Source organism: Bartonella sp. HY328, assembly GCF_025449335.1.
Taxonomy (GTDB): domain Bacteria; phylum Pseudomonadota; class Alphaproteobacteria; order Rhizobiales; family Rhizobiaceae; genus HY038.
This window is the reverse complement of record NZ_CP104883.1, coordinates 1314064-1334223: the sequence shown is the minus strand read 5'-3', so window position 1 is coordinate 1334223 and position 20160 is coordinate 1314064. Positions and strand designations below refer to the sequence as shown.

Annotated in this window: 19 protein-coding genes and 3 tRNA genes; 6 read left to right on the top strand and 16 right to left on the bottom strand. The window is 39.8% G+C overall.

The window, feature by feature from the left end; translation table 11 throughout:
* Positions 1–358 precede the first annotated feature (358 nt).
* A tRNA-Asp gene (locus N5852_RS05595) sits at positions 359–435 on the bottom strand.
* A 224-nt stretch (positions 436–659) separates the two neighbouring features.
* On the opposite strand from N5852_RS05595, the gene N5852_RS05590 reads away from it, so the two are divergent.
* The 4 genes from N5852_RS05590 to N5852_RS05575 all read left to right on the top strand — a co-directional run bounded on the left by N5852_RS05590 (position 660) and on the right by N5852_RS05575 (position 2489).
* Positions 660–735, top strand: a tRNA-Val gene (locus N5852_RS05590).
* A gap of 40 nt (positions 736–775) precedes the next feature.
* Positions 776–851: transfer RNA gene (locus N5852_RS05585), tRNA-Val, on the top strand.
* A gap of 288 nt (positions 852–1139) precedes the next feature.
* A complete protein-coding gene (locus tag N5852_RS05580) occupies positions 1140–1565 on the top strand; it encodes a hypothetical protein (protein WP_262099434.1) in 426 nt (141 codons plus the stop codon).
* Between the two features lie 168 nt (positions 1566–1733).
* Complete coding sequence (locus tag N5852_RS05575; protein ID WP_262099433.1) at positions 1734–2489, top strand: competence/damage-inducible protein A; 756 nt, start codon at positions 1734–1736, stop codon at positions 2487–2489.
* A gap of 190 nt (positions 2490–2679) precedes the next feature.
* Here N5852_RS05575 and N5852_RS05570 read toward each other — a convergent pair whose 3' ends face one another.
* From N5852_RS05570 to uvrB, 10 genes are all read right to left on the bottom strand, one after another.
* Positions 2680–3528, bottom strand: coding sequence for an SEL1-like repeat protein (locus tag N5852_RS05570; RefSeq protein ID WP_262099431.1), 849 nt, complete (start codon positions 3526–3528; stop codon positions 2680–2682).
* 202 nt (positions 3529–3730) lie between these two features.
* Positions 3731–5164 carry an NADP-dependent phosphogluconate dehydrogenase gene (gene gndA, locus N5852_RS05565; protein ID WP_262099430.1) on the bottom strand — a complete coding sequence of 478 codons (1434 nt, stop codon included), beginning with the start codon at positions 5162–5164 and terminating at the stop codon, positions 3731–3733.
* 302 nt (positions 5165–5466) lie between these two features.
* The gene (locus N5852_RS05560; RefSeq protein WP_262099429.1) at positions 5467–6315 is read right to left on the bottom strand and encodes a DMT family transporter; all 849 of its coding nucleotides are present in this window, start codon (positions 6313–6315) and stop codon (positions 5467–5469) included.
* Between the two features lie 71 nt (positions 6316–6386).
* On the bottom strand, positions 6387–6821 hold the full coding sequence (locus N5852_RS05555; protein ID WP_262099428.1) for a VOC family protein: 435 nt from the start codon (positions 6819–6821) through the stop codon (positions 6387–6389).
* Between the two features lie 65 nt (positions 6822–6886).
* Positions 6887–7528, bottom strand: a complete 642-nt coding sequence (locus N5852_RS05550) for a GntR family transcriptional regulator (RefSeq protein ID WP_262099427.1) — start codon at positions 7526–7528, stop codon at positions 6887–6889.
* A 366-nt stretch (positions 7529–7894) separates the two neighbouring features.
* Complete coding sequence (locus N5852_RS05545) at positions 7895–8668, bottom strand: amino acid ABC transporter ATP-binding protein (protein ID WP_262099426.1); 774 nt, start codon at positions 8666–8668, stop codon at positions 7895–7897.
* A 5-nt stretch (positions 8669–8673) separates the two neighbouring features.
* Complete coding sequence (locus tag N5852_RS05540) at positions 8674–9525, bottom strand: amino acid ABC transporter permease (protein WP_262099425.1); 852 nt, start codon at positions 9523–9525, stop codon at positions 8674–8676.
* Positions 9526–9535: 10 nt separating this feature from the next.
* Complete coding sequence (locus N5852_RS05535; protein ID WP_262099424.1) at positions 9536–10438, bottom strand: ABC transporter substrate-binding protein; 903 nt, start codon at positions 10436–10438, stop codon at positions 9536–9538.
* 259 nt (positions 10439–10697) lie between these two features.
* Complete coding sequence (locus N5852_RS05530) at positions 10698–11201, bottom strand: gamma-glutamylcyclotransferase family protein (RefSeq protein ID WP_262099423.1); 504 nt, start codon at positions 11199–11201, stop codon at positions 10698–10700.
* 643 nt (positions 11202–11844) lie between these two features.
* Complete coding sequence (uvrB, locus tag N5852_RS05525) at positions 11845–14553, bottom strand: excinuclease ABC subunit UvrB (protein ID WP_410004234.1); 2709 nt, start codon at positions 14551–14553, stop codon at positions 11845–11847.
* 232 nt (positions 14554–14785) lie between these two features.
* Here uvrB and N5852_RS05520 point away from each other — a divergent pair, with 232 nt between their 5' ends.
* Positions 14786–15238, top strand: a complete 453-nt coding sequence (locus tag N5852_RS05520; RefSeq protein WP_182419046.1) for a DoxX family protein — start codon at positions 14786–14788, stop codon at positions 15236–15238.
* Positions 15239–15272: 34 nt separating this feature from the next.
* On the opposite strand, the gene N5852_RS05515 is transcribed toward N5852_RS05520, so the two are convergent.
* The 4 genes from N5852_RS05515 to N5852_RS05500 form a co-directional block, all read right to left on the bottom strand.
* Positions 15273–15716 carry a DUF2948 family protein gene (locus N5852_RS05515; RefSeq protein ID WP_262099422.1) on the bottom strand — a complete coding sequence of 148 codons (444 nt, stop codon included), beginning with the start codon at positions 15714–15716 and terminating at the stop codon, positions 15273–15275.
* Between the two features lie 10 nt (positions 15717–15726).
* Complete coding sequence (gene murA / locus N5852_RS05510; protein WP_262099420.1) at positions 15727–17016, bottom strand: UDP-N-acetylglucosamine 1-carboxyvinyltransferase; 1290 nt, start codon at positions 17014–17016, stop codon at positions 15727–15729.
* Positions 17017–17276: 260 nt separating this feature from the next.
* Positions 17277–17441 carry a hypothetical protein gene (locus N5852_RS05505; RefSeq protein ID WP_262099419.1) on the bottom strand — a complete coding sequence of 55 codons (165 nt, stop codon included), beginning with the start codon at positions 17439–17441 and terminating at the stop codon, positions 17277–17279.
* 552 nt (positions 17442–17993) lie between these two features.
* Positions 17994–18551: an NADPH-dependent FMN reductase gene (locus N5852_RS05500; RefSeq protein ID WP_262099418.1), complete on the bottom strand. Its 558-nt coding sequence runs from the start codon at positions 18549–18551 to the stop codon at positions 17994–17996.
* A 520-nt stretch (positions 18552–19071) separates the two neighbouring features.
* Between N5852_RS05500 and N5852_RS05495 the strand changes: the two genes are divergently transcribed.
* Complete coding sequence (locus N5852_RS05495; protein WP_182419041.1) at positions 19072–19227, top strand: hypothetical protein; 156 nt, start codon at positions 19072–19074, stop codon at positions 19225–19227.
* Between the two features lie 20 nt (positions 19228–19247).
* Here the strand turns inward: N5852_RS05495 and N5852_RS05490 are convergent, their stop codons facing one another.
* Complete coding sequence (locus N5852_RS05490) at positions 19248–20132, bottom strand: metallophosphoesterase family protein (protein ID WP_262099415.1); 885 nt, start codon at positions 20130–20132, stop codon at positions 19248–19250.
* Positions 20133–20160 lie beyond the last annotated feature (28 nt).

Below are 20160 nucleotides of genomic sequence, written 5' to 3'. Positions count from 1 at the left end.
TTTCATCACTGGAAGCCTATTAACCGCCAAGCCAACACACAAAAAACGCGCGCTTGCCCGCAATTTGGATTTTCCCCAAACCGGAATGGATTTCACCAAAATTACTAAAGTGGATTTATACCCTTTATTGCAACAGCAAAACAAAAAACATGAATCACTTAGAAGACATAGACACTATAAAACAGACAAAAATGCCAAAGGAAAAGATTCGAGGAAAAACTTCAATAGAAAAGCTTCAAGCTAAATAAGCCTAAAATGGCTTGACAATTAAACAGCAAAGAAAAGGAAAATAAATAAAGATAAATAGTGCGAGGGAGCCACTTAACCAATTTAGTCAAAATTATTTTGAAAGGTTAAGTGGCGCGAGTGACGGGACTCGAACCCGCGACCTCCGGCGTGACAGGCCGGCACTCTAACCAACTGAGCTACACCCGCGCACTTATCAACCAAGCCAAGAAGCTATTTAAACAACAGCGATTTGTTTGGCGTTGGCACCGTTTAAAAGGTAAAAATGGATTCGTCAACCACATAAATTAGAAAATCGATACAAATTTTAATTTTCTTCGTTTTTTTTAAAAATATATAAAAAAATGCAATTTTTTATTTTTTTCGCTTGCACTTTGCAAAACTATGAATTAGAGAGTGCCTACCCTTAACGGGGGCGATTAGCTCAGTTGGTAGAGCGCTTCGTTTACACCGAAGATGTCGGGAGTTCGAGTCTCTCATCGCCCACCATTATTTTTTATTTAGATATAAGAAATAAGCAGTTATTAAAGGGCGATTAGCTCAGTTGGTAGAGCGCTTCGTTTACACCGAAGATGTCGGGAGTTCGAGTCTCTCATCGCCCACCATATTTCCCTATTCAAAATTTTAATTTTTTTGGGCCTTAAAAGTTAGGGTATTTTCGCGTCATATTGGCTTATTTAGCTTTGGCAAATAAAGTAATGGCCAGTCTTAACATGATTTAATTGCGATTAATTGCTGCTAAATTCTTTTACCCTTTATCAAAATCGCAATATCTAGGCTTAAAGCCCAATTTTCAACAAACTATTATCCACTTAATTTCTAAATCGATTCTTTAAGTAGAGTTTCATTATTCAATGTAGATAATAGATTTATAAAATGCTTAGGATTTTACAATGAAAAAACTTGGCTTACTTTTTCCAGCCTTAATGCTTTTAACTGCATGTAACGGCACATTACCTGCTCAATTATCTCCAGATAATAGATCGGCTGAGTTTGAAAGCCGTTTTTATGATGGTGGTGAAATTCAACCACAAACTTTAACTAGGGCTGCCGGAATTGCCCAACGGCGTGGCTTTGAATATTTTACATTAGAAACAAAACAGCCAGAATCATCCAGCAGACCGCGCTTTACCGTTGATTATGGCCGCAACCCAAATGGTTTTGGTGATGCTGGCGCATCTACCCCGAATGGTCTTAATGCAGGAATAACTGCTGGTGGCGCAACCAGAACCCAATGGTTAGTTCGACTCTATAATGGCAATGACCGCCCAAGCCATTTAAATGTCTATTCAACCAAAGAAATATTGAACCGACGCTAATTAATATAAGTCCATTAGGATCTGATTGCCATCGTATGGCCCATATTGGGTAAATTAGATTAGCAAACGAGGTTATCCTATCCAATCGATAAAAAGCATGTAAACTTAAGCGACAAAAGTAACAATGATCAACAGAATCAATTTTAATAGGCTGGATAGGAAATTACCATGAACAATAATTCTACCATTTCATATACAGCCGCAATGCTCGCCATTGGTGACGAATTGCTTTCGGGCCGAACAAAAGACAAAAATATTGCGCTTCTTGCTGAAACTTTAACCCAAGTGGGAATCGAATTAAAGGAAGTACGCATTGTGGGCGACGATGAGGCAGCAATTATTGCTGGTGTTAATGCTTTAAGAGCCCAATATGATTATGTCTTTACCAGCGGTGGTATAGGGCCAACCCATGATGATATTACCGCAGAATCAATATCAAAGGCTTTTGATCTTCCTTGTATCTTTAATCCCGAAGCGGAATTGATTCTTAGCGATTATTATAAAGCGCGTGATGTGCCTTTCACCCCTGCCCGCCGCTTGATGACAAGAACACCGCAAGGCGCAAGCTTAATAGCAAACTCGGTTTCAGTAGCCCCCGGCTTTAAAATTGGCAATGTTTTTGTGCTTGCTGGCGTTCCTAATGTTTTTGATGTGATGCTCAATGCCATTTTGCCAAGCTTGGATAAAGGCACACCTTTTCAATCTATTTCAATTAACTGCCCCTTTGGTGAAGGTGTCATTAGCGAAAAGCTTGGCGAAATACAAAAAGCCAACCCGCAAACAATTATTGGCTCTTATCCCAAATTTTCAGAAAACAAAGAAAATCCATTTTCTGTTGAATTAGTAATTAAAAGTAAGAATACAACTGCCTTAGAAAAAGCAAGCATGGACGTATTAAGCATGATTAAAGAGCTGCAAAAATAATATATATCTTGTTAAGATACTGATTTTATAATTATATATTGCAATATTTATAATGCGAAATAAACCTAAGGCAAGTTGGGTAAAAATAAAATAGGATCAATACCTATAAGCTACTGAATGATGCCGAATTAATTTAGCTTACCTATTTTCACCCGCCTAGTTTTACTTACTTAGCTTTACTCACCTAATTTTACTTTCCATAATTTTCCAAACTTTCATCAGGGTTTGCAAAATTTTGGTCGGCGGCACGTTGTAACCATTTCGCCGCCTCATCTTTATCAATAGCTACGCCTTCACCGTTTAAATACATTAAACCAAGGTTATATTGTGCTGGGGGATAACCTTGTTCTGCAGCAAGCTTATACCATTTAAGTGCCAGCTTAAAATCAGGTGTAGAATTGGTGCCGCTGTCATAAATGGCCCCCAAATTATATTGTGCTGGGGCAAAACCTTGATCTGCTGCTTTTTGAAACCATTTTATCGCTATCTCTCGGCTAGGTTCTACCCCTTCACCATTTAAATAAATCATACCTAAATTATATTGTGAGCCCGCAAATCCCTGTTCTGCTGCCAAGCTATGCCATTTAAGCACTTGTTTATCGTCTTGCTCTACCACTTCACCTTGATGATATAACACACCCAAACTATATTGCGCGGGCGCCAACCCTTGATCGGCAGCCAATTGCAACCACTTTAAGGCAGCAGCATTATCATCACTATTTAAATAATACACACCCAAATTAAATTGAGCTTCAGCAAGATTTTGATCTGCAGCAAGTTTAAACCACTTAAGTGCCGCCATCTTGTCAACCTTAACTCCATCACCCGCAGAATACATATAACCTAACTGATATTGCGCCGATGCTAAACCTTGTTCAGCTGCAAGCAAAAACCACTTTAAGGCTGCATTTTTATCCAGGGTTATGCCATCCCCCTTATTATAAATTTTACCCAATTCATATTGCGCTTTAGCATCACCTTGATCCGCTTTAACCTTTAAGTCCGTAGTGATATTACTGCCATAAGCTGCTGAAACCATTAAGGCGCTCCCCATCAAAGAAAATAATAGTTTTATAATTTTATTTTTCATAAAGCGTGACTACCGTAAATTTAGGATTTTATTTTCTGGCGAGTTTAAAAAGGAAAAGCGTTGTGCATTAGCCAATCAGACGATCTAATGCCAATAAAAAACGCCAGCATCCTAAAAGAAACCAGCGTTTTGTATTTTTTATTTAAACCAATTATTTAAAATCAGCTAAACCAGACCCCCATGGGCCATGATGGATATCTTTACCATCCATACGATCAAAACCATGGGCGCCAAAGAAATCACGTTGTGCCTGAATTAAATTGGCAGTACCACGCTCTTGCTTATAACTGTCAAAATAATTAAGGGCTGCCGACAAAGCTGGAACAGGCAGACCGGCGTGTAATGCAGCGCATGTGATACGGCGTAAAGATGGCAATGCCTCTTTAACCATGTCAGCAAATGTTGGCGTTACAATAAGATTAACCGCATCTGGTGCATCAACAAAGGCCTTAGCAATATCATCTAAAAATTGCGAGCGGATAATGCAACCAGCACGCCAAATCTTTGCAATTTCAGGCATTGGCAACGACCAATTATACTCGCGTGATGCCTCAGCCATTACAACAAAGCCTTGCGCATAAGCTGCAATTTTAGCGGCAAGCAATGCTTGGGCCAAATCATGATTAAGAGCATCATCATAAGCAATCGAAAAATCGTGATTTTGCGCACCAAATAATTTAGCTGCAGCTTGGCGTTGATCTTTAAGCGCTGAAATACAACGTGCGGCAACTGCAGCCTCAATCGAGGTTGCTGGCACATTCATATTTTGGGCTTCAATCACCGACCATTTTCCCGTGCCTTTTTGTCCTGCTTTGTCGACAATCATGTCAACCATAGGCACACCAGATATTGGGTCCTTTGCTCCTAAAACCGTTGCAGTAATTTCGATAAGGTAAGAGTTAAGACGGCCTTTATTCCATTCGCTAAAAATGTTGGAAATATCATGTGCATCTTTTTTAAGACCATCGCGGAAAATGCCATAAATTTCGGCAATCATCTGCATATCAGCATATTCAATGCCATTATGAATGGTTTTAACAAAATGACCAGCACCGTCATTGCCCATACGTGCAACACAAGGCTCGCCATCATAACGCGCGGCAATTGCGGTTAAAATAGGCTCAACCCGCTTCCATGAGGTTTCTGTGCCGCCAACCATAATTGATGGACCGTGACGCGCACCTTCTTCACCGCCTGAAACGCCAATGCCCATAAAGGTTAAGCCACTATCCTTATAGGTGTTAAAGCGGCGGATAGTATCGCGAAAATTGGCATTACCTGCATCAATCATGATATCATTTTCTGATAAATGAGGTGCTAATTCTTGTAATTGTTCGTCAACAGGTTCACCAGCTTTAATCATGATAATAATCGGACGCGGTGGGCGAATGGCTGCCGCAAATTCTTCCAATGTTTTACATGGAATAATTTTATCCTGCAGATCACCAGCATTTTTATAAAATTCTTCTGTCTTGGCATAGGTACGGTTATAAACGGCAACGCGATAACCTTTTTCCGCAATATTAAGAGCAAGATTTGCCCCCATTACGGCAAGACCAATCAATCCAATTTCTGCTTGTTCCACGTTTTTCTCACTTTCAACCTAGTAAAAAAATTAGCATAAAGACGAATGCACAATAAGTAATATCTCTACTCTTGTCTTATAAAACAAAACTATCTTACATAATCCATTTAGCACATTTATTTTTTTAACATTATAGTAGTTTTGTGCGTTTTTAAATAGGCGAAAGGGCATATTGATGGCAAATAGCCGTTTTAAAATGCTATAGGCGACTTAGCTTTGAAGAGTTCCATTTAACAAGCAGATCTTAATGCCTTTGCTTTAGACTTTAACGCCATTAAACGACATTGTTTTATAGCAAAATATCACGCATGGCGCCGCATCACAGCCCAAATCCCTGAAAGAATGATAATTGCGCTGCCGATAATGGTAGTAAGATTAGGAATATTATTGAAAAATATATATCCACCAATTGTCGCCCATATTAATTGCGTATAGGAAAATGGCGCTAATTTAGAGACTGGTACATCTGATGATGTATAAGCCAAAATGATAAAAATATGCGCTATGCACCAAGCCAGCCCCATCAATAAAAGCAAAAATAAATGGCTTTTATCTGGCCAAACAAACACCCATGGCTGGACAATAGTTAAAAGAGAAAAACCTGTTATCGTCGAAAACAACGCAGTTAATTGAATTTTATCGTGCATTAATGCACGTTTAGAAAAAACAAGTGCGCAAGCCCAGCACATCGCCGAAAATAGTGGAAACAAGGCGGCCATTTGAATGGCAGAAAAGCCGGGACGCAAGATAAAACACATGCCGATGATGCCACATAAAACCTGTAGCCATTGCGCAAAACGTACATTTTCTTTTAAAAATAATACAGATAATGAAATAACAAAAACCGGTGAAACAAAGCAAAGTGCCGTTGCTTCGGCTAAAGGCAACACGCCTATACCCGCAATGAGAAACACTGTTGCGCCGCTCATTCCGATACCTCTTATAATTTGGCCGCCAAAATGAACTTGATTAAAATTTACTGGACGGAACAAAAGTGGAGCGCAGCAAAGCATAGCACAAAAATAACGAAACCAAGCCAATTGTAAAGCTGGGTAATGAACAGACATTTGCTTGGCGAAGACATCTGAAGAAGCAAAGAAAAACATTGCACATAAGCAAAATAAGATATTTTTTATAAATTCAGGTTTCATAAAATCCTCCTGAAATGCGCAATGGCTTTATTTTAAATTAGGCACAGCCTTAAATTAAAACTTTCAAACAATTATTTTCTTATTTCCAAAATTGTTCCGGCCTTTTCGGCAGTATTATAATAACAAAAACCACCACCATCAGCACGTAATCCGCGCGCAATAACATCCAAGCCAAGCTCGGCACCTTTTGTTTCCGCATCCTTCATATCAGCAACTTCAAACCCCAAATGATAAACACCAGGGCCATGATCCTTTAAAAAACGCCCTTGTGGCGACGCATCACCATTTGGTTCACAAAGTTGCAATTGAATATTATCAAGATCTACACATTTATAACGCATCACAGCGGAAGCTTTAGCGTCGGGAACTTCAAACTCAATATAATTGCCATGTTTGGGATAATCATACCAAGGCCCAATACCTAGGCCTTCATAATATGTAATTGCCTTTTCAAGGTCATCTACCACAATACAAACATGATGTAGCTTGTTGAAAATATTATTCATTTTATTCCCCTATTTTTTGTTGTTGTTATTATTGTAAGATAATTTTTAATGTTAACTGGTGACTTTTAAAAACGTATCGCGGGCTCAACTATAGAGCGTGTTGTTTCAACGTGGTCTCTTGCAGCCTCTTCCGCGCCTTTTTCGTCCCTATTGATAAGACAGTCTAAAATCATACGGTGCTGATCATTCGTGCGTTTTGCCTCCACCTCGGTAAACAATACAGGCACACGTAAAAGCCAGTATTGGAAGCGGGTGCGCTTATGAAAATCAGCTAAAAATGGATTGCGTGCCGCATCGACAATTTTTTGATGAAATGATGAATTAAGCTCATTTAAATCGCGCCGACTTAGCAAATCTATGCGATCCATTTTTTCAATTAGATCCTTTAACTCTGCAAAAGTACTATCGTCAGCATATCGCGCAGCAAGACGTGCTGTTGCCCCCTCAATCGCCGCGCGGCTTTCAAAAATAGCGCTAATTTGGTCATTATTAACTTCGCCAACGATCCAACCGCGCTTACGTTCAACATAGCCTTCACCCTGCAAGACCAATAAGGCCTCACGCAAAGGCGTTCGTCCGACGCCAATTTTCTCACAGAGCTCGTCTTCAACAATTCTAACGCCTGGTTTTAACTCAGCTCCAATGATCATACTAAGAATTCTAGCCCGTATATCACCTGCAACATTAATTTCACTTTCGCTTTTCATCTATTTCCTCAATCAACATCCAATATTAAGAGCCAGTATCTTGCCTTATTAATTCATTAATCGTTCTAAAGTAAAACAATGATTGCCTTTTTTCTATCAATATTTAATGATGAGTAAAGCCCATGCCAAATGCATGTTGATGGCATCTCCTGATGATAACATAGTAACTATACAAATAGTCGATATATTGGATCGTTAGGATTTATTTATAAATAGACTATTGGTTTAAGCTCTCCCTTAAAGTGAAATCCATTTTTTTAATCAAAACAGATTTTATAATATTGAAATGCAGTTCCCTATATGCTTGATCTCCAATCAATGGATATTTGGCTATATGCGCGACAAAAGACCAATTTTAGCAATCAATTAATGGAGTATTTTTGCAAGAAATTGCCTTGCACGATCAGTTTTTGGTTGAGTGAAAAAATCTTGAGAAGAAGAATCCTCGGCAATTTTTCCCCCTTCCATAAAGATAACGCGATCTGCCACATCTCGTGCAATTCCCATATCATGAGTAGCAATTAACATGGTTTGCCCTTCGCGCGCTAAATCACGAATAGTAACAACTACTTCCTGCGCCAATTCTGGATCAAGGGCAGATGTTGGTTCATCAAGCAGCAAAACACGGGGCGCCATGGCCAATGCCCTTGCAATAGCAACGCGCTGTTGCTGACCGCCCGATAATTGCGAAGGAAAAACCAGAGCCTTGTCTTTTAAACCTACTTTTTCAAGAAATTTAACCGCAATATCTCGAGCTTCGACTTTGCTACGCTTTAATACATGAATTTGCGCGCACATGACATTATCAATCACAGTCATATGGCGAAAAAGATTAAAATGCTGAAAAACCATTCCAACAACTTGCCGCTGCCGACTTACATCAGCGTCCGACAATTCATACAAAGCCTTTTCACCTTCACGATAACCGATTAAATCACCATAGACATAAATGCGTCCCGAGCTAATTTTTTCCAAGTGGTTTATACAACGCAATACGGTTGACTTTCCAGCTCCCGAAGGGCCTAACAACGCAACAACTTGGCCAGTTGGAACTTCAAACGAAACATTAGAAAAAGCCGTTAAAACTCCAAACTTTTTTGAAATACCAAGAATTCGAACCGCACAATCATTTTTTTCCATTATAATCACCTCGGTGGAAATACTCTTTCCAATATGGTTTGAAGAATTGTTGCAAAAGCAGTCATCACAAGATACCAAAATGCAGCCACGGCTAAAAGTTCGGTAGTTTTGAAATTTGACGAATAAATATCAATGGAAATACGCGTTAATTCTTGGTAGCCAATCGCCATAGCAAGTGATGTAGATTTTAATAGCATAATATATTGATTGCCGGTTGTCGGAATGATAATGCGCCCAGCTTGGGGAATAATAACTTGCGCCATTACTTGTCTTCGTGTCATTCCAAGCGCAGTTGCAGCAGATCTTTGGCCATTATCGACCGCCATAATACCACCACGTATAACTTCGCTCATATAGGCGCCTTCCGCTAAAGCCAATCCACATAAGGCGGCCATAAATGGCGTAATGACATCCGATGTCCCTACATCTAGCAAGGGGCTACTCATAAAAGGTAGGTGGAGATATAAATGCGGAAATATTATTGGAACTGCATTAAACCAAAACAAAAGCTGGATAAGCATTGGTGTCCCGCGAAAAAAATAGACATAAGTGGCTGAAATAGCCGATAATATGCGATTATTAGAAAGGCGCATAATCGCCGATATAAAGCCAATAACGCTAGCTGCCACCAAAGATAAAGTTCCAAGTATAACAGCGTGGTAAGCACCAATCAAAATGGCTGGGCTAAATATATATTCAGTAAAAACACTTAGATCAATAATCTGCTGTTTCCATGCGGAATATATGACAAATATAACAATGAGACCTACAATGCCGCCTACCAACCAGCTTTTCCAAGGCCGCCTTTGAATAATAGGCAAATTTTTGTAAGGCATATCTATTTGAGTAATGGACATATTACTCTCCTTAGCGTTGGCTCGCTGGGAAATTTATGGTTATTTCTGGCAAGGCCGCCGCTTCCAAGCCCCATTCAGTCAATATTTTTTTATAGGTGCCATCGGCTACCATTTCATCCATTGCGGCTTTGATAGCATCGCGCAATCCTGTTTCATTTTTTGGAAAGCCCCATGATGTAATATAAGGAACTAAAACATAATTTTTATCTACAATATCATAGCGCCCGGGCATTTGTTGAACCATATAGGCAAGAGCTGGAAAATCACCAAGGTAACCGTCCACTCGCTTCAAATCTAGCTGTTGACGGGCATCAGGTGCTGAAGGCAATTGCTCAACCTTTATAGCAGATTTACCATTTGCAACACATTTTTCAGAGGCTGTTTCAATAGCAGTCATGATAACACGGCTACCTAATAAGGTTGCCATTGTAAGCCCACAGAAATCATCAATAGTTTTAAATTTCGCGCTTTCATCTTGTCGCACTAATATACTTGCGCCAGCAGAAAGATAATTGATAAAATCAAGCTTCGCCTCCCGCTCAATAGTGTCTGAAATCGCACCAGATGCTATATTGAACCTTTTTGCTTCTATACCCGGAATGAGAGCAGAATACTCAGCCTGCATATAACGGAATTCAACCGCTAAACGCGTCCCCACTTCATTTATGAGATCAATACTTGCGCCCTTTAGCTTTAAAGTACCCGGATCACGAAATTCTATTGGTGGCACGGTTTGCTGTGAGCCAATAGTGACATAGCCATTTTTTTTATATTTTTCTGGTAAAAGAGAGGTAAGATCAGCGGAAAAACTCGACGAAGTTGTAGCCAGAACTGACAAAGCCGAAATGAATGCTGATAATGCGAAATTTTTCTTTTTTTCTTTATATGCGCCAGTGTTATTTGATTTCCCCATGATTATGTTCCCTTTTCCATGGTTGAAACAATATTATTTACATATGTAATTCCCATTTTATTTGCATTTGAATATAATTATATATTAATACTAAATGCTTGATATCGAATATATAATTATATACGCTTTTGTAGCCTCATCTATTTTTATTTAAAACAGACAAAACACCTCAATCCAACTTTTTAAAAATCCAACATTTTAAAAAATGTTTGCATTCATCGGTATTATTGGCCCCATTTTAAAAATGGGGCCTTATATTTTAGCGGGTATCAGCACCACGCCCTGGTACAGCTGATGGATTTGGCCTATCTGCTCGTGGACATTCAGCCGCATCATTATAAACATTTATAACCTTACCTACATATTCTTGTGGGAAGTTAAACTGTTTAAAGCCTTCAGGAATATGCTCCCAATAGAAATTTGGTGGGCGCATTTCAATGCCGGGACGACTAAGACGATAGGTCCAGCAATCATACATTTTACCATCATCGCCATAAACGGTCATGCAGCAGCGTTCAAAATCATCAAAATCTTCTTCAAAATGCTCTGGCGGATGCTCAAAAACAGCGCCCAATGCTTTTTCTCCCCAAGCAACTTTTGCTGTATTATCAAAATGGCACCAACCGCGATCTTTACGATCACTTGCCGCATGAAATTTCAATTTATGATTTGCCACATAGCCTGTTGTTACAAGCTTTGCATCTTTCCAATAACGATGAATTTCAGCGCCATCAAGCCAAGTGCAATAAGCGAAATAATACATTGGTAAACCTCCACCATTAACAGCCCTCACAGATGAGAAGCTGAATTATAACCGAGTTAAATTATTAGATGCCCAAGCACCTAAAACGTGATGTTTATGATTAGTCCCATTTAAACAACACTATAGTTGTGTTGCTTGTAAAAAAATAAACTACTGCAAGAAATCAAAGTCTATATTTTGCCAGCTTTATGCTGGACCTTATTTTCATATTTGCCAAGTTGCTTACTATTTATAGTAAAGTTCCCTTTTTGGTATTGCTACAACTTTAACATATACACAAAAATATATTTTAAAATATATTTTGTCAACCAACAAATGACATCTTCCGATAAAAAATATTATCATTTAAAATCAATTATTTATAAAAAATATTAAACTTATATCTATTTAATCAAGACAAAATCACCTGAGCTTAATAGCCAAAAAATGAAAATCTGATTTAATTTAGCGCACTTTTTAATCGCTAATGACCACCCCATATTTTTATTTTTCATCTATTCTTGCTGGAGAATACTCGCATATATTGAAAATGGTCAGCTATTTGCCAGCAACCAAGTTTCATTGAAGCAAAGCATTAAAAAAACGCAGCCATTGTTAAATGGCTGCGTTTCAATTTATATTCGACGAAACAATGATAGCTAAGCTATTTTCCAGGCCTTCCTGTCTTTCTAGCCCTACCTTTGCGACTATTAGACTTTTCAGGTTCTTCATAAGAACCTACGCCAATACGTCCTCGTTTAACCGGTGCCAACTCATCATTAACTGACGAATCTGGCATTGGTAGCCCAGTATCCATTGTTGGTCCCATATGATCTAAATCAGGCTTGGCAAAAAGGCTTTTACTAACCTTTTTGGCGGTTCCCTCAATCGTTCGTATTGTTTCACGGGTTAATGGATCATCGGCGATAGCAAGTTCGGTTTGGCGCAAACGCTTTACTTCATCGCGCAAGCGTGCAGCTTCCTCAAAGTCAAGATCGGCAGCAGCCTCCTGCATGCGTTTTTCAAGATGTGCAATATGCGTGGCAAGATTATTGCCTATCATCGCACCTTCATCGATAAATTGCGAAATATCGGCGCGAACATGATCTCGCTCATAAACAGAACCGAGAATATCGGATATATTCTTGCTGACACTTGCTGGCGTGATATTATGCTCAAGATTATAAGCAACCTGTTTTTCGCGGCGGCGATTGGTTTCGTTAATTGCGCGCTCCATCGAACCCGTCATCTTATCAGCGTAAAGAATAACATGACCATTAACATTTCGCGCCGCACGACCAATGGTCTGAACAAGTGATGTTTCAGACCGCAAAAAGCCTTCCTTATCCGCATCAAGAATGGCAACAAAACTACATTCAGGAATATCCAAACCTTCACGCAATAGGTTGATACCCACCAAAACGTCAAATGTACCAAGGCGTAAGTCGCGAATAATCTCAATGCGTTCAAGCGTATCAATATCTGAGTGCATATAGCGCACCTTGATGCCTTGCTCGTGCAAATACTCAGTTAAATCTTCTGCCATGCGTTTGGTAAGTACCGTCACCAGCGAGCGATAGCCTTGTTTACTGGTGGCTAATATTTCGCCCATCACGTCATCAACCTGCGTTTTTGCGGGCCTAATTTCAACGGGTGGATCAATAAGACCTGTTGGACGAATAACTTGCTCGGCAAAGACGCCGCCTGCTTCATTCATTTCCCATTGGGCAGGCGTTGCAGAAACAGCTATGGTTTGTGGGCGCATTGCATCCCATTCCTCAAAACGCAAGGGACGGTTATCCATACAAGATGGCAAGCGAAAACCATATTCTGCCAAGGTTGCTTTACGGCGAAAGTCACCACGATACATAGCGCCAATTTGCGGAATGGTAACATGGCTTTCATCAAGAAAGACCAAAGCATTGTCTGGAATATATTCAAACATGGTTGGTGGTGGTTCCCCCGGTTTACGTCCCGTGAGATAACGTGAATAATTTTCAATACCTGGGCAAGAACCTGTTGCTTCCAACATTTCAAGATCAAATTTCGTGCGTTGTTCAATTCTTTGCGCTTCTAATAAGCGCCCAGCATCATTAAGTTCGACAAGGCGGTTACGCAACTCAGTTTTAATACTTTTTATCGCCTGATTTAAAGTAGGCCGCGGCGTCACATAATGCGAATTCGCATAGATTTTGACCGATTTTAAATCACCAGTTTTCTTGCCAGTTAACGGGTCAAATTCAGTGATTGTATCAATCTCGTCACCAAACAATGAAATGCGCCATGCCCTATCTTCTAAGTGGGCTGGAAAAATTTCAATTGTATCGCCGCGCACACGGAAAGAACCGCGCACGAAATTAAACTCTTGCCGCTTATATTGCTGCGCAACAAGATCGGACAATAACTGCCGCTGATCTAACCTATCGCCAACCTTCATCTCAAAGGTCATTGCGGTATAAGTTTCAACAGACCCAATACCATAAATACAAGAAACAGATGCAACAATAATAACATCATCACGCTCAAGCACCGCACGGGTGGCAGCATGGCGCATGCGGTCTATCTGCTCATTAACCGATGATTCCTTTTCAATGTAAGTATCGGACCGCGCAACATAGGCTTCTGGTTGATAATAATCATAATAGGAAACAAAATATTCAACCGCATTATCAGGAAAGAATGATTTAAACTCACCATAAAGCTGTGCTGCAAGGGTTTTATTTGGTGCAAGGATAAGCGCCGGCCTTTGGGTTTCCTCAATGACTTTAGCCATGGTAAAGGTTTTGCCTGACCCTGTCACACCTAGCAGAACCTGTGTGCGATCATCACTGTTAAGACCTTCCACCAAATCCTTGATAGCCGTTGGCTGATCACCTGATGGTAAAAACGGTGTATGCATTTTAAACGGAATACCGCCTTCGGACTTATGTGGCCGATCAGGTCGATGAGGTGTCCAAAGCTCACCATTTTTAAAAAGTGGATTGCCCGAAGAAATAAGCGCAGATAATGCTTCAACCGTTGCCGTTGCACCGCTTTGGGGTAAATTATCAGCATCTTCTAGTGAAATATCTAACCCTGAAACGGGATTAAGACCAGCACGGCTGCGCTCTTTAGCGGAAGCTTTACCGCCAAGCAACGTGCCGCGCGATGTTTTCATTGGCTTTTCATCTTTAGCGGCTTTTTTGACTGGTTTTTTAGCTGCACTGGTTGCTTTGACTTTTGCCGTTTTAGCTTTAACCTCAACAACATCTTTTTCAGCCGCTTCACTTAATTCATTCGCCCAAGATGCTATGCTTGCTATACCTTCATCATTTTGACCGTCATTAATGTGATTACTTTGATCAACTTTTTTTGAGCTTTTATTTTCGGCCATTTTTACACTCGCTATATATGTTGAACTATATATAGTAACTTTTAGCATCAATAAAAGATATGTTTAATAAATTTAACGGCAATACAGTGTAAGCGGTGCGTTTCGTATCATATGTATCGCGTCACGCATATTGCGAAGCATTTTACCTAAAACCCAACACAATAAATAATGCAAACTACCTCGGTGCCTCAACCTAAAATAACAATAATTGACATTACAAAAGGCTCAGATCATGAAGCTATTTTATTTGGATGATTTCAAGCTAAAAGCAAGCAATTTTAATTTTAGAAATACCGAACACCTATTGCGTATCATTTGTGGCTTATTTCTTTTGCCAGAAGCCTATGGTAAGTTTAGCCACTTTCCGACCCTTAATCCTGATACTGTTGGCTTTTTTGCCAAGGTTGGATTTTATCCAGCTGAATTTTGGGTTTATTTTGCCGCGCTTGGCGAGGTTACCTGCGGATTAGCTTTAATTTTAGGTATTTGCTCACGCTATGCGGCTCTTGGTGCAATGACTATTCTTTTAAGTGCCTTGACCGCGTTAAATATCAATCGTGGCTATTTTGCTTGGACATGGAACCAAGGCGGCGACGAATATTTGGTCTTTTGGGCTATTTGCTGTCTTATTGTTGCTATTTATGAATTTCAACAAGCTGGTAAACCGCAACAAGCAGATTTTTAAGCAGATTTTTAAAAAGCTTTAGTCCTAACCATGATTAATCATGGTTGGGACGGTTTTTTGCTTGCCAAACGGGGCCAAGATCTCCCAATTGGCATTCAATACATTCAACGCTTAAACGCAAAGCGCAATCGCCAGAAAACTGCAATTGAATTGTGCCTTGCGGATTATCGCCTTCTTCAAATTGAATAGCTAATAAGGATAAAACCTCTTCGGCTTTATCACTACTAATATTGCGAGCTTGAATTTTTTCAACCCGATCAAATCGCAAAACTGCAAAATGCCGTTCTGGAATATTACGCCGCTTAAAAAATCCGCGTGGCTTTTCATTTTCCCAAGCAAAACGGTTAATGGCAATCACCAAACGCTTATCCTTGGGCTGCCAATCAATATCTTTTACTTTTAAAACAGCATCTTGCACGTGGGCTGATATGATTGCTAAATCATCACTATCAAGCGCTAATAATTTTAATAAGGCCATAATGCTCTACTCACCCACGGATACGTTCAACAACGGCGCCGCAATGAGATAATTTTTCTTCAAGGCGTTCAAAACCGCGATCAAGGTGATAAACTCGACTAATCATCGTTTCACCTTGTGCTGCAAGACCTGCGATCACCAAAGAAACGGATGCCCGCAAATCGGTTGCCATGACTTGCGCACCTTGCAAATTTTCGACACCCTCGACCGTTGCTGTTTGCCCAGAAAGCGAAATTTTTGCGCCAAGCCGTGCCAATTCTTGCACATGCATGAAACGATTTTCAAAAATGGTTTCTGTAATATGAGATGTGCCATTAGCCCGGGTCATAAGCCCCATAAATTGTGCCTGTAAGTCGGTTGGAAAACCGGGGAAAGGTTGTGTTTCAATATCAACCGGCTCAATCGCATGGCCATTGCGGCGAATACGGATTTGGTTGGCACTTTCTTCAATTTCAATACCCGTTTGACGCAATGTTTCAAGCACCGATGTTAATTGGCGCGGATCGGCGCCATCAAGCACCACATCGCCGCCCGTCATGGCAACAGCCATTGCATAGGTTCCAGTTTCAATACGGTCTGGAATAATGCGTACACGCGCGCCAGAAAGTCCAGAAACACCTGAAATTTTAATGGTGGAAGTACCAGCGCCAGAGATTTTTGCCCCCATCTGGTTTAAACAATCAGCAAGATTAGCAACTTCAGGTTCTGCTGCAGCATTATGGATAATAGTGTCACCCTTAGCAAGGCTTGCTGCCATGAGCATGACATGGGTGCCACCAACTGTTACTTTGGGGAATGTATATTCAGCACCGACCAAGCCATTGCCAACATTGGCATGGACATAGCCATTTTCGATATGAATATTGGCGCCAAGCGCCTTAAGGCAATCCAAGATATAATCCACTGGGCGCGTTCCAATGGCACAACCACCGGGCAGCGAAACAATAGCTTCCCCCATGCGAGCAAGCAGCGGCCCAATTACCCAAAAACTCGCACGCATAGTCGAAACAAGATCATAGGGAGCAGTGGTATTAACGATATGGCGAGCATTAAAATGCACAGTGCGCGAATAGCTGCCATTTTGATGTTCACGGCGGCCATTTACCGAATAATCAACACCGTGATTACCTAAAATACGAATCAAATGTTCGACATCCGCAAGATGGGGTACATTTTCTAGAGTCAACATATCATCGGTTAGCAAAGAAGCGATCATTAAAGGCAAAGCAGCATTTTTTGCGCCAGAAATCGGAATAACCCCATTAAGCCGGTTACCGCCGATAATTCTTATACGATCCATTCTAATTGCCTTCCTAAATGCTGATAGTCGATTGTCGCTATATCGTGTAAATGACAAAGCCTTGGATAAATCATTGCTTTTAAAAACTGTGTCATTAAGAGTTCACAGCTCTATAATAAGTTGCAACGCTTTAAAAGTGTTTTAATGGCGAACAAAAATTCATAAAAATTTTTAACTACCAAATTATGGCAATCATTAAAAATTTTTAATGATATTTACCAAAAAATTCTGCGTTAATTGCATTTGTTGCAATTAAACCGCTATTTATCGTCTTCAGCGCTTTCGATAGCATCCCCATCAAGCACCTCATCTTCAGCACCATCCTCGGTTCTTTGTCGTGCTTGCGCTTTACGGCGCATTAAGTTGGTGCGCAACTGTTTTGCTAGGCGTTTTTTCTGGTGTTCTTTTTTTTGGTCAATACTCATGCTTTGCCCATTTATGCATTTTTTTAAAAAAGTTAACGCAACTTTTTCATGTCAACAATGCGCCTTAATAAAAGCTTAGAGCATGTTGCGCCCGATAATAAATAGACGCACTCTAAGCAGCCAGTTATAATAATATTCGCTGCCTATTTATATCGAAGCGAGTTTTTTTTCAAGATAGCATCAAGGCTTTGATAGTCATGAATAAAAAGACATTTAAATAGGACGCCAAAAAATTTTACCAAAAAAATTAGCCGCCAACATGAAACATGCTAGCGGCCAATAAAGCGCAAATAATCGGCAGTGGAAGTGCTTTTATTCACGCTTATATACTCTATAAAACTGCCTTATTAAAGACCGGCAATTTCAAGTAGTTGTTCGCAATGTATAATTTAACCCATTGTCCTTAACGCAAAACCGCTTCGCACTTTTGCGGACAATGTATAATTTAACGCATTGTCCTTAACGCAAAACCGCTTCGCACTTTTGCGGACAATGTATAATTTAACGCATTGTCCTTAACGCAAAACCGCTTCGCACTTTTGCGGGCAATGCTTAATCAAACCTTTTAACCAAAGCTTCAAACGCGGTAAGAATACTAGCCAAGAATGCATGAGAAGATTCATTAGCAGGTTCTGCACTATCGGTAATGATGTTTTGAATATGTGATAGATAGGCTTCAGGCTGCTGCATAGTTTGGACATCATTAAATACCAAACATTGACGCAAATGATGATTGGCACCAAAACCGCCAATAATTCCCTGAGAAAGCGATACAACCGCACCTGGCTTACCATTCCAAACACTTTGTCCATAGGGGCGCGATCCAACGTCAATAGCGTTTTTAAGTACAGCTGGTACAGAGCGGTTATATTCAGGTGTAATAAACAAAAAGCCGTCAACATGCTTTACGGCATGACGGAACGTTGACCATGAAGCAGGTGGCACGTCGGTTTCAAGATCTTCATTATACATTGGCATATCGCCAATCTCAATAATTTCAAGATTAAGACCTGCTGGAGCAATCTTCTTAAATGTATTAGCTAATTTACGGCTATAAGAAGCATTGCGTAATGAACCAACGAAAACACCGATATTATATACTTTTGACATTTTACACCTGTTTAAACGTCTTGAAGATTTGTCGTCCATTCTGCCATGTTTCAAGATAACCATCGCAGAAAAATCAAACTTAATGGCAATATATGGTTTATTATTTAAAAGTAATGCCATTAATTGACAGTTTTATGATTTTATCCATCATTTTAATGTGAAATCTAACAAACTCAAAACGCGAATTTAGCAGACTCATAATCGACTAATCACCACAAAACATGCAATTATTTAACTATGAGACTATTCCAAAACATCAATATAGGTAAGTGATTTTAGTGCAACGCACTGTCAAAAAAATATTGACACTTATATGAATATCTAAACCAAAGATGACAATCTAGCCTTCAGATTGTACGCCATTGCAGATAACTCTCATGGTGATAAAGCGCAAATAAAAACCTATCCACGGTAATTTGACAGTTTACCTATCATTTACCAAGAGTTTTAAACCCATTGAAACAGAATCGCTGTAAAAACCATTAGGTCAATTCAAATAATATTCGTTGAAAGTGCTCTAATGACTAAGCAAGTTCCTCTTGAAGTCTCGCCGCTACGCAGCAGTCATAATGTGATTATGAGCATTGTTGAATATGGATTTATAATCTGTATTACGTGCCTTTCCATTGCAGCCGCAACCCTTATCCTTATTGAGCAATTATCGATTATTTGGTGATTTCACAATTTTTTGTCTAATTATAATAAAATGGTTTCGCTACAGCTAATATCATTTTCAGCATTTAAAATTGTGTGGCGTGATAATCTATTTTGCCATTTGCCATTTTGCTTTTCAATTTCAAACACATTATAATTGGCCGGTGGTTTTTTGCCGCCAAAACTCTGCGAAGCTGATGCAACCCCCACGACAGGTATGTCGCCATCTCTACCCTTTATACTATAAAGTGTTGGCAAATGAGTATGGCCATGCAAAACCAAATCTGCACCACACTCGGCGATAACTGTTTGAAAGCAATCAATATCTGTTAAGATTTTGTGGCGATGCGTTGCATTATGAATAGGTGGATGATGGATCATCACCACGCGAAAAAGCTGTTTTTCTGAAGCTATATGCAACAATTTTTTAAGGCTGTCTGCTTGGCGCTTACCAAATTTACCTGTAGCCCGAAAAGGCATGGTTGCAATAGCTGACGAGCAACCAATGATTGCAACATCTTTTCTTATCCGCATATAGGGAAAAGGTGCGTTGACAGCCACGTCACTACTAATCCAAGGCGCAAATGTTTTTATCGCGGTTTTTAATGCAGTAGGTACATAGGCATCATGATTTCCAAAGACAACAGATATATCCTGCGCATTTCCCAATTGCTCTAGCCAAATACGGGCATTTTGAAACTCAATCGGCAATGCTAAATTAACCAAATCACCGCTAATCGCTATATGATCATGGGGTTGATTTTTAATATCATTGATAATGCACTGCAAGGCTTCATTGCCGATCTCGCCTTTTCTGTTCATCTTCCAATTAACCCAGCCAGTAATACGCTTATTCAATAGCTGAAAAAGCTTTGGATTAGGCATTGGCGTTAAATGAACATCAGAAATATGAATAAGGCGAAACATTAAAAACCTTAATTGAGTTGAGTTTTAA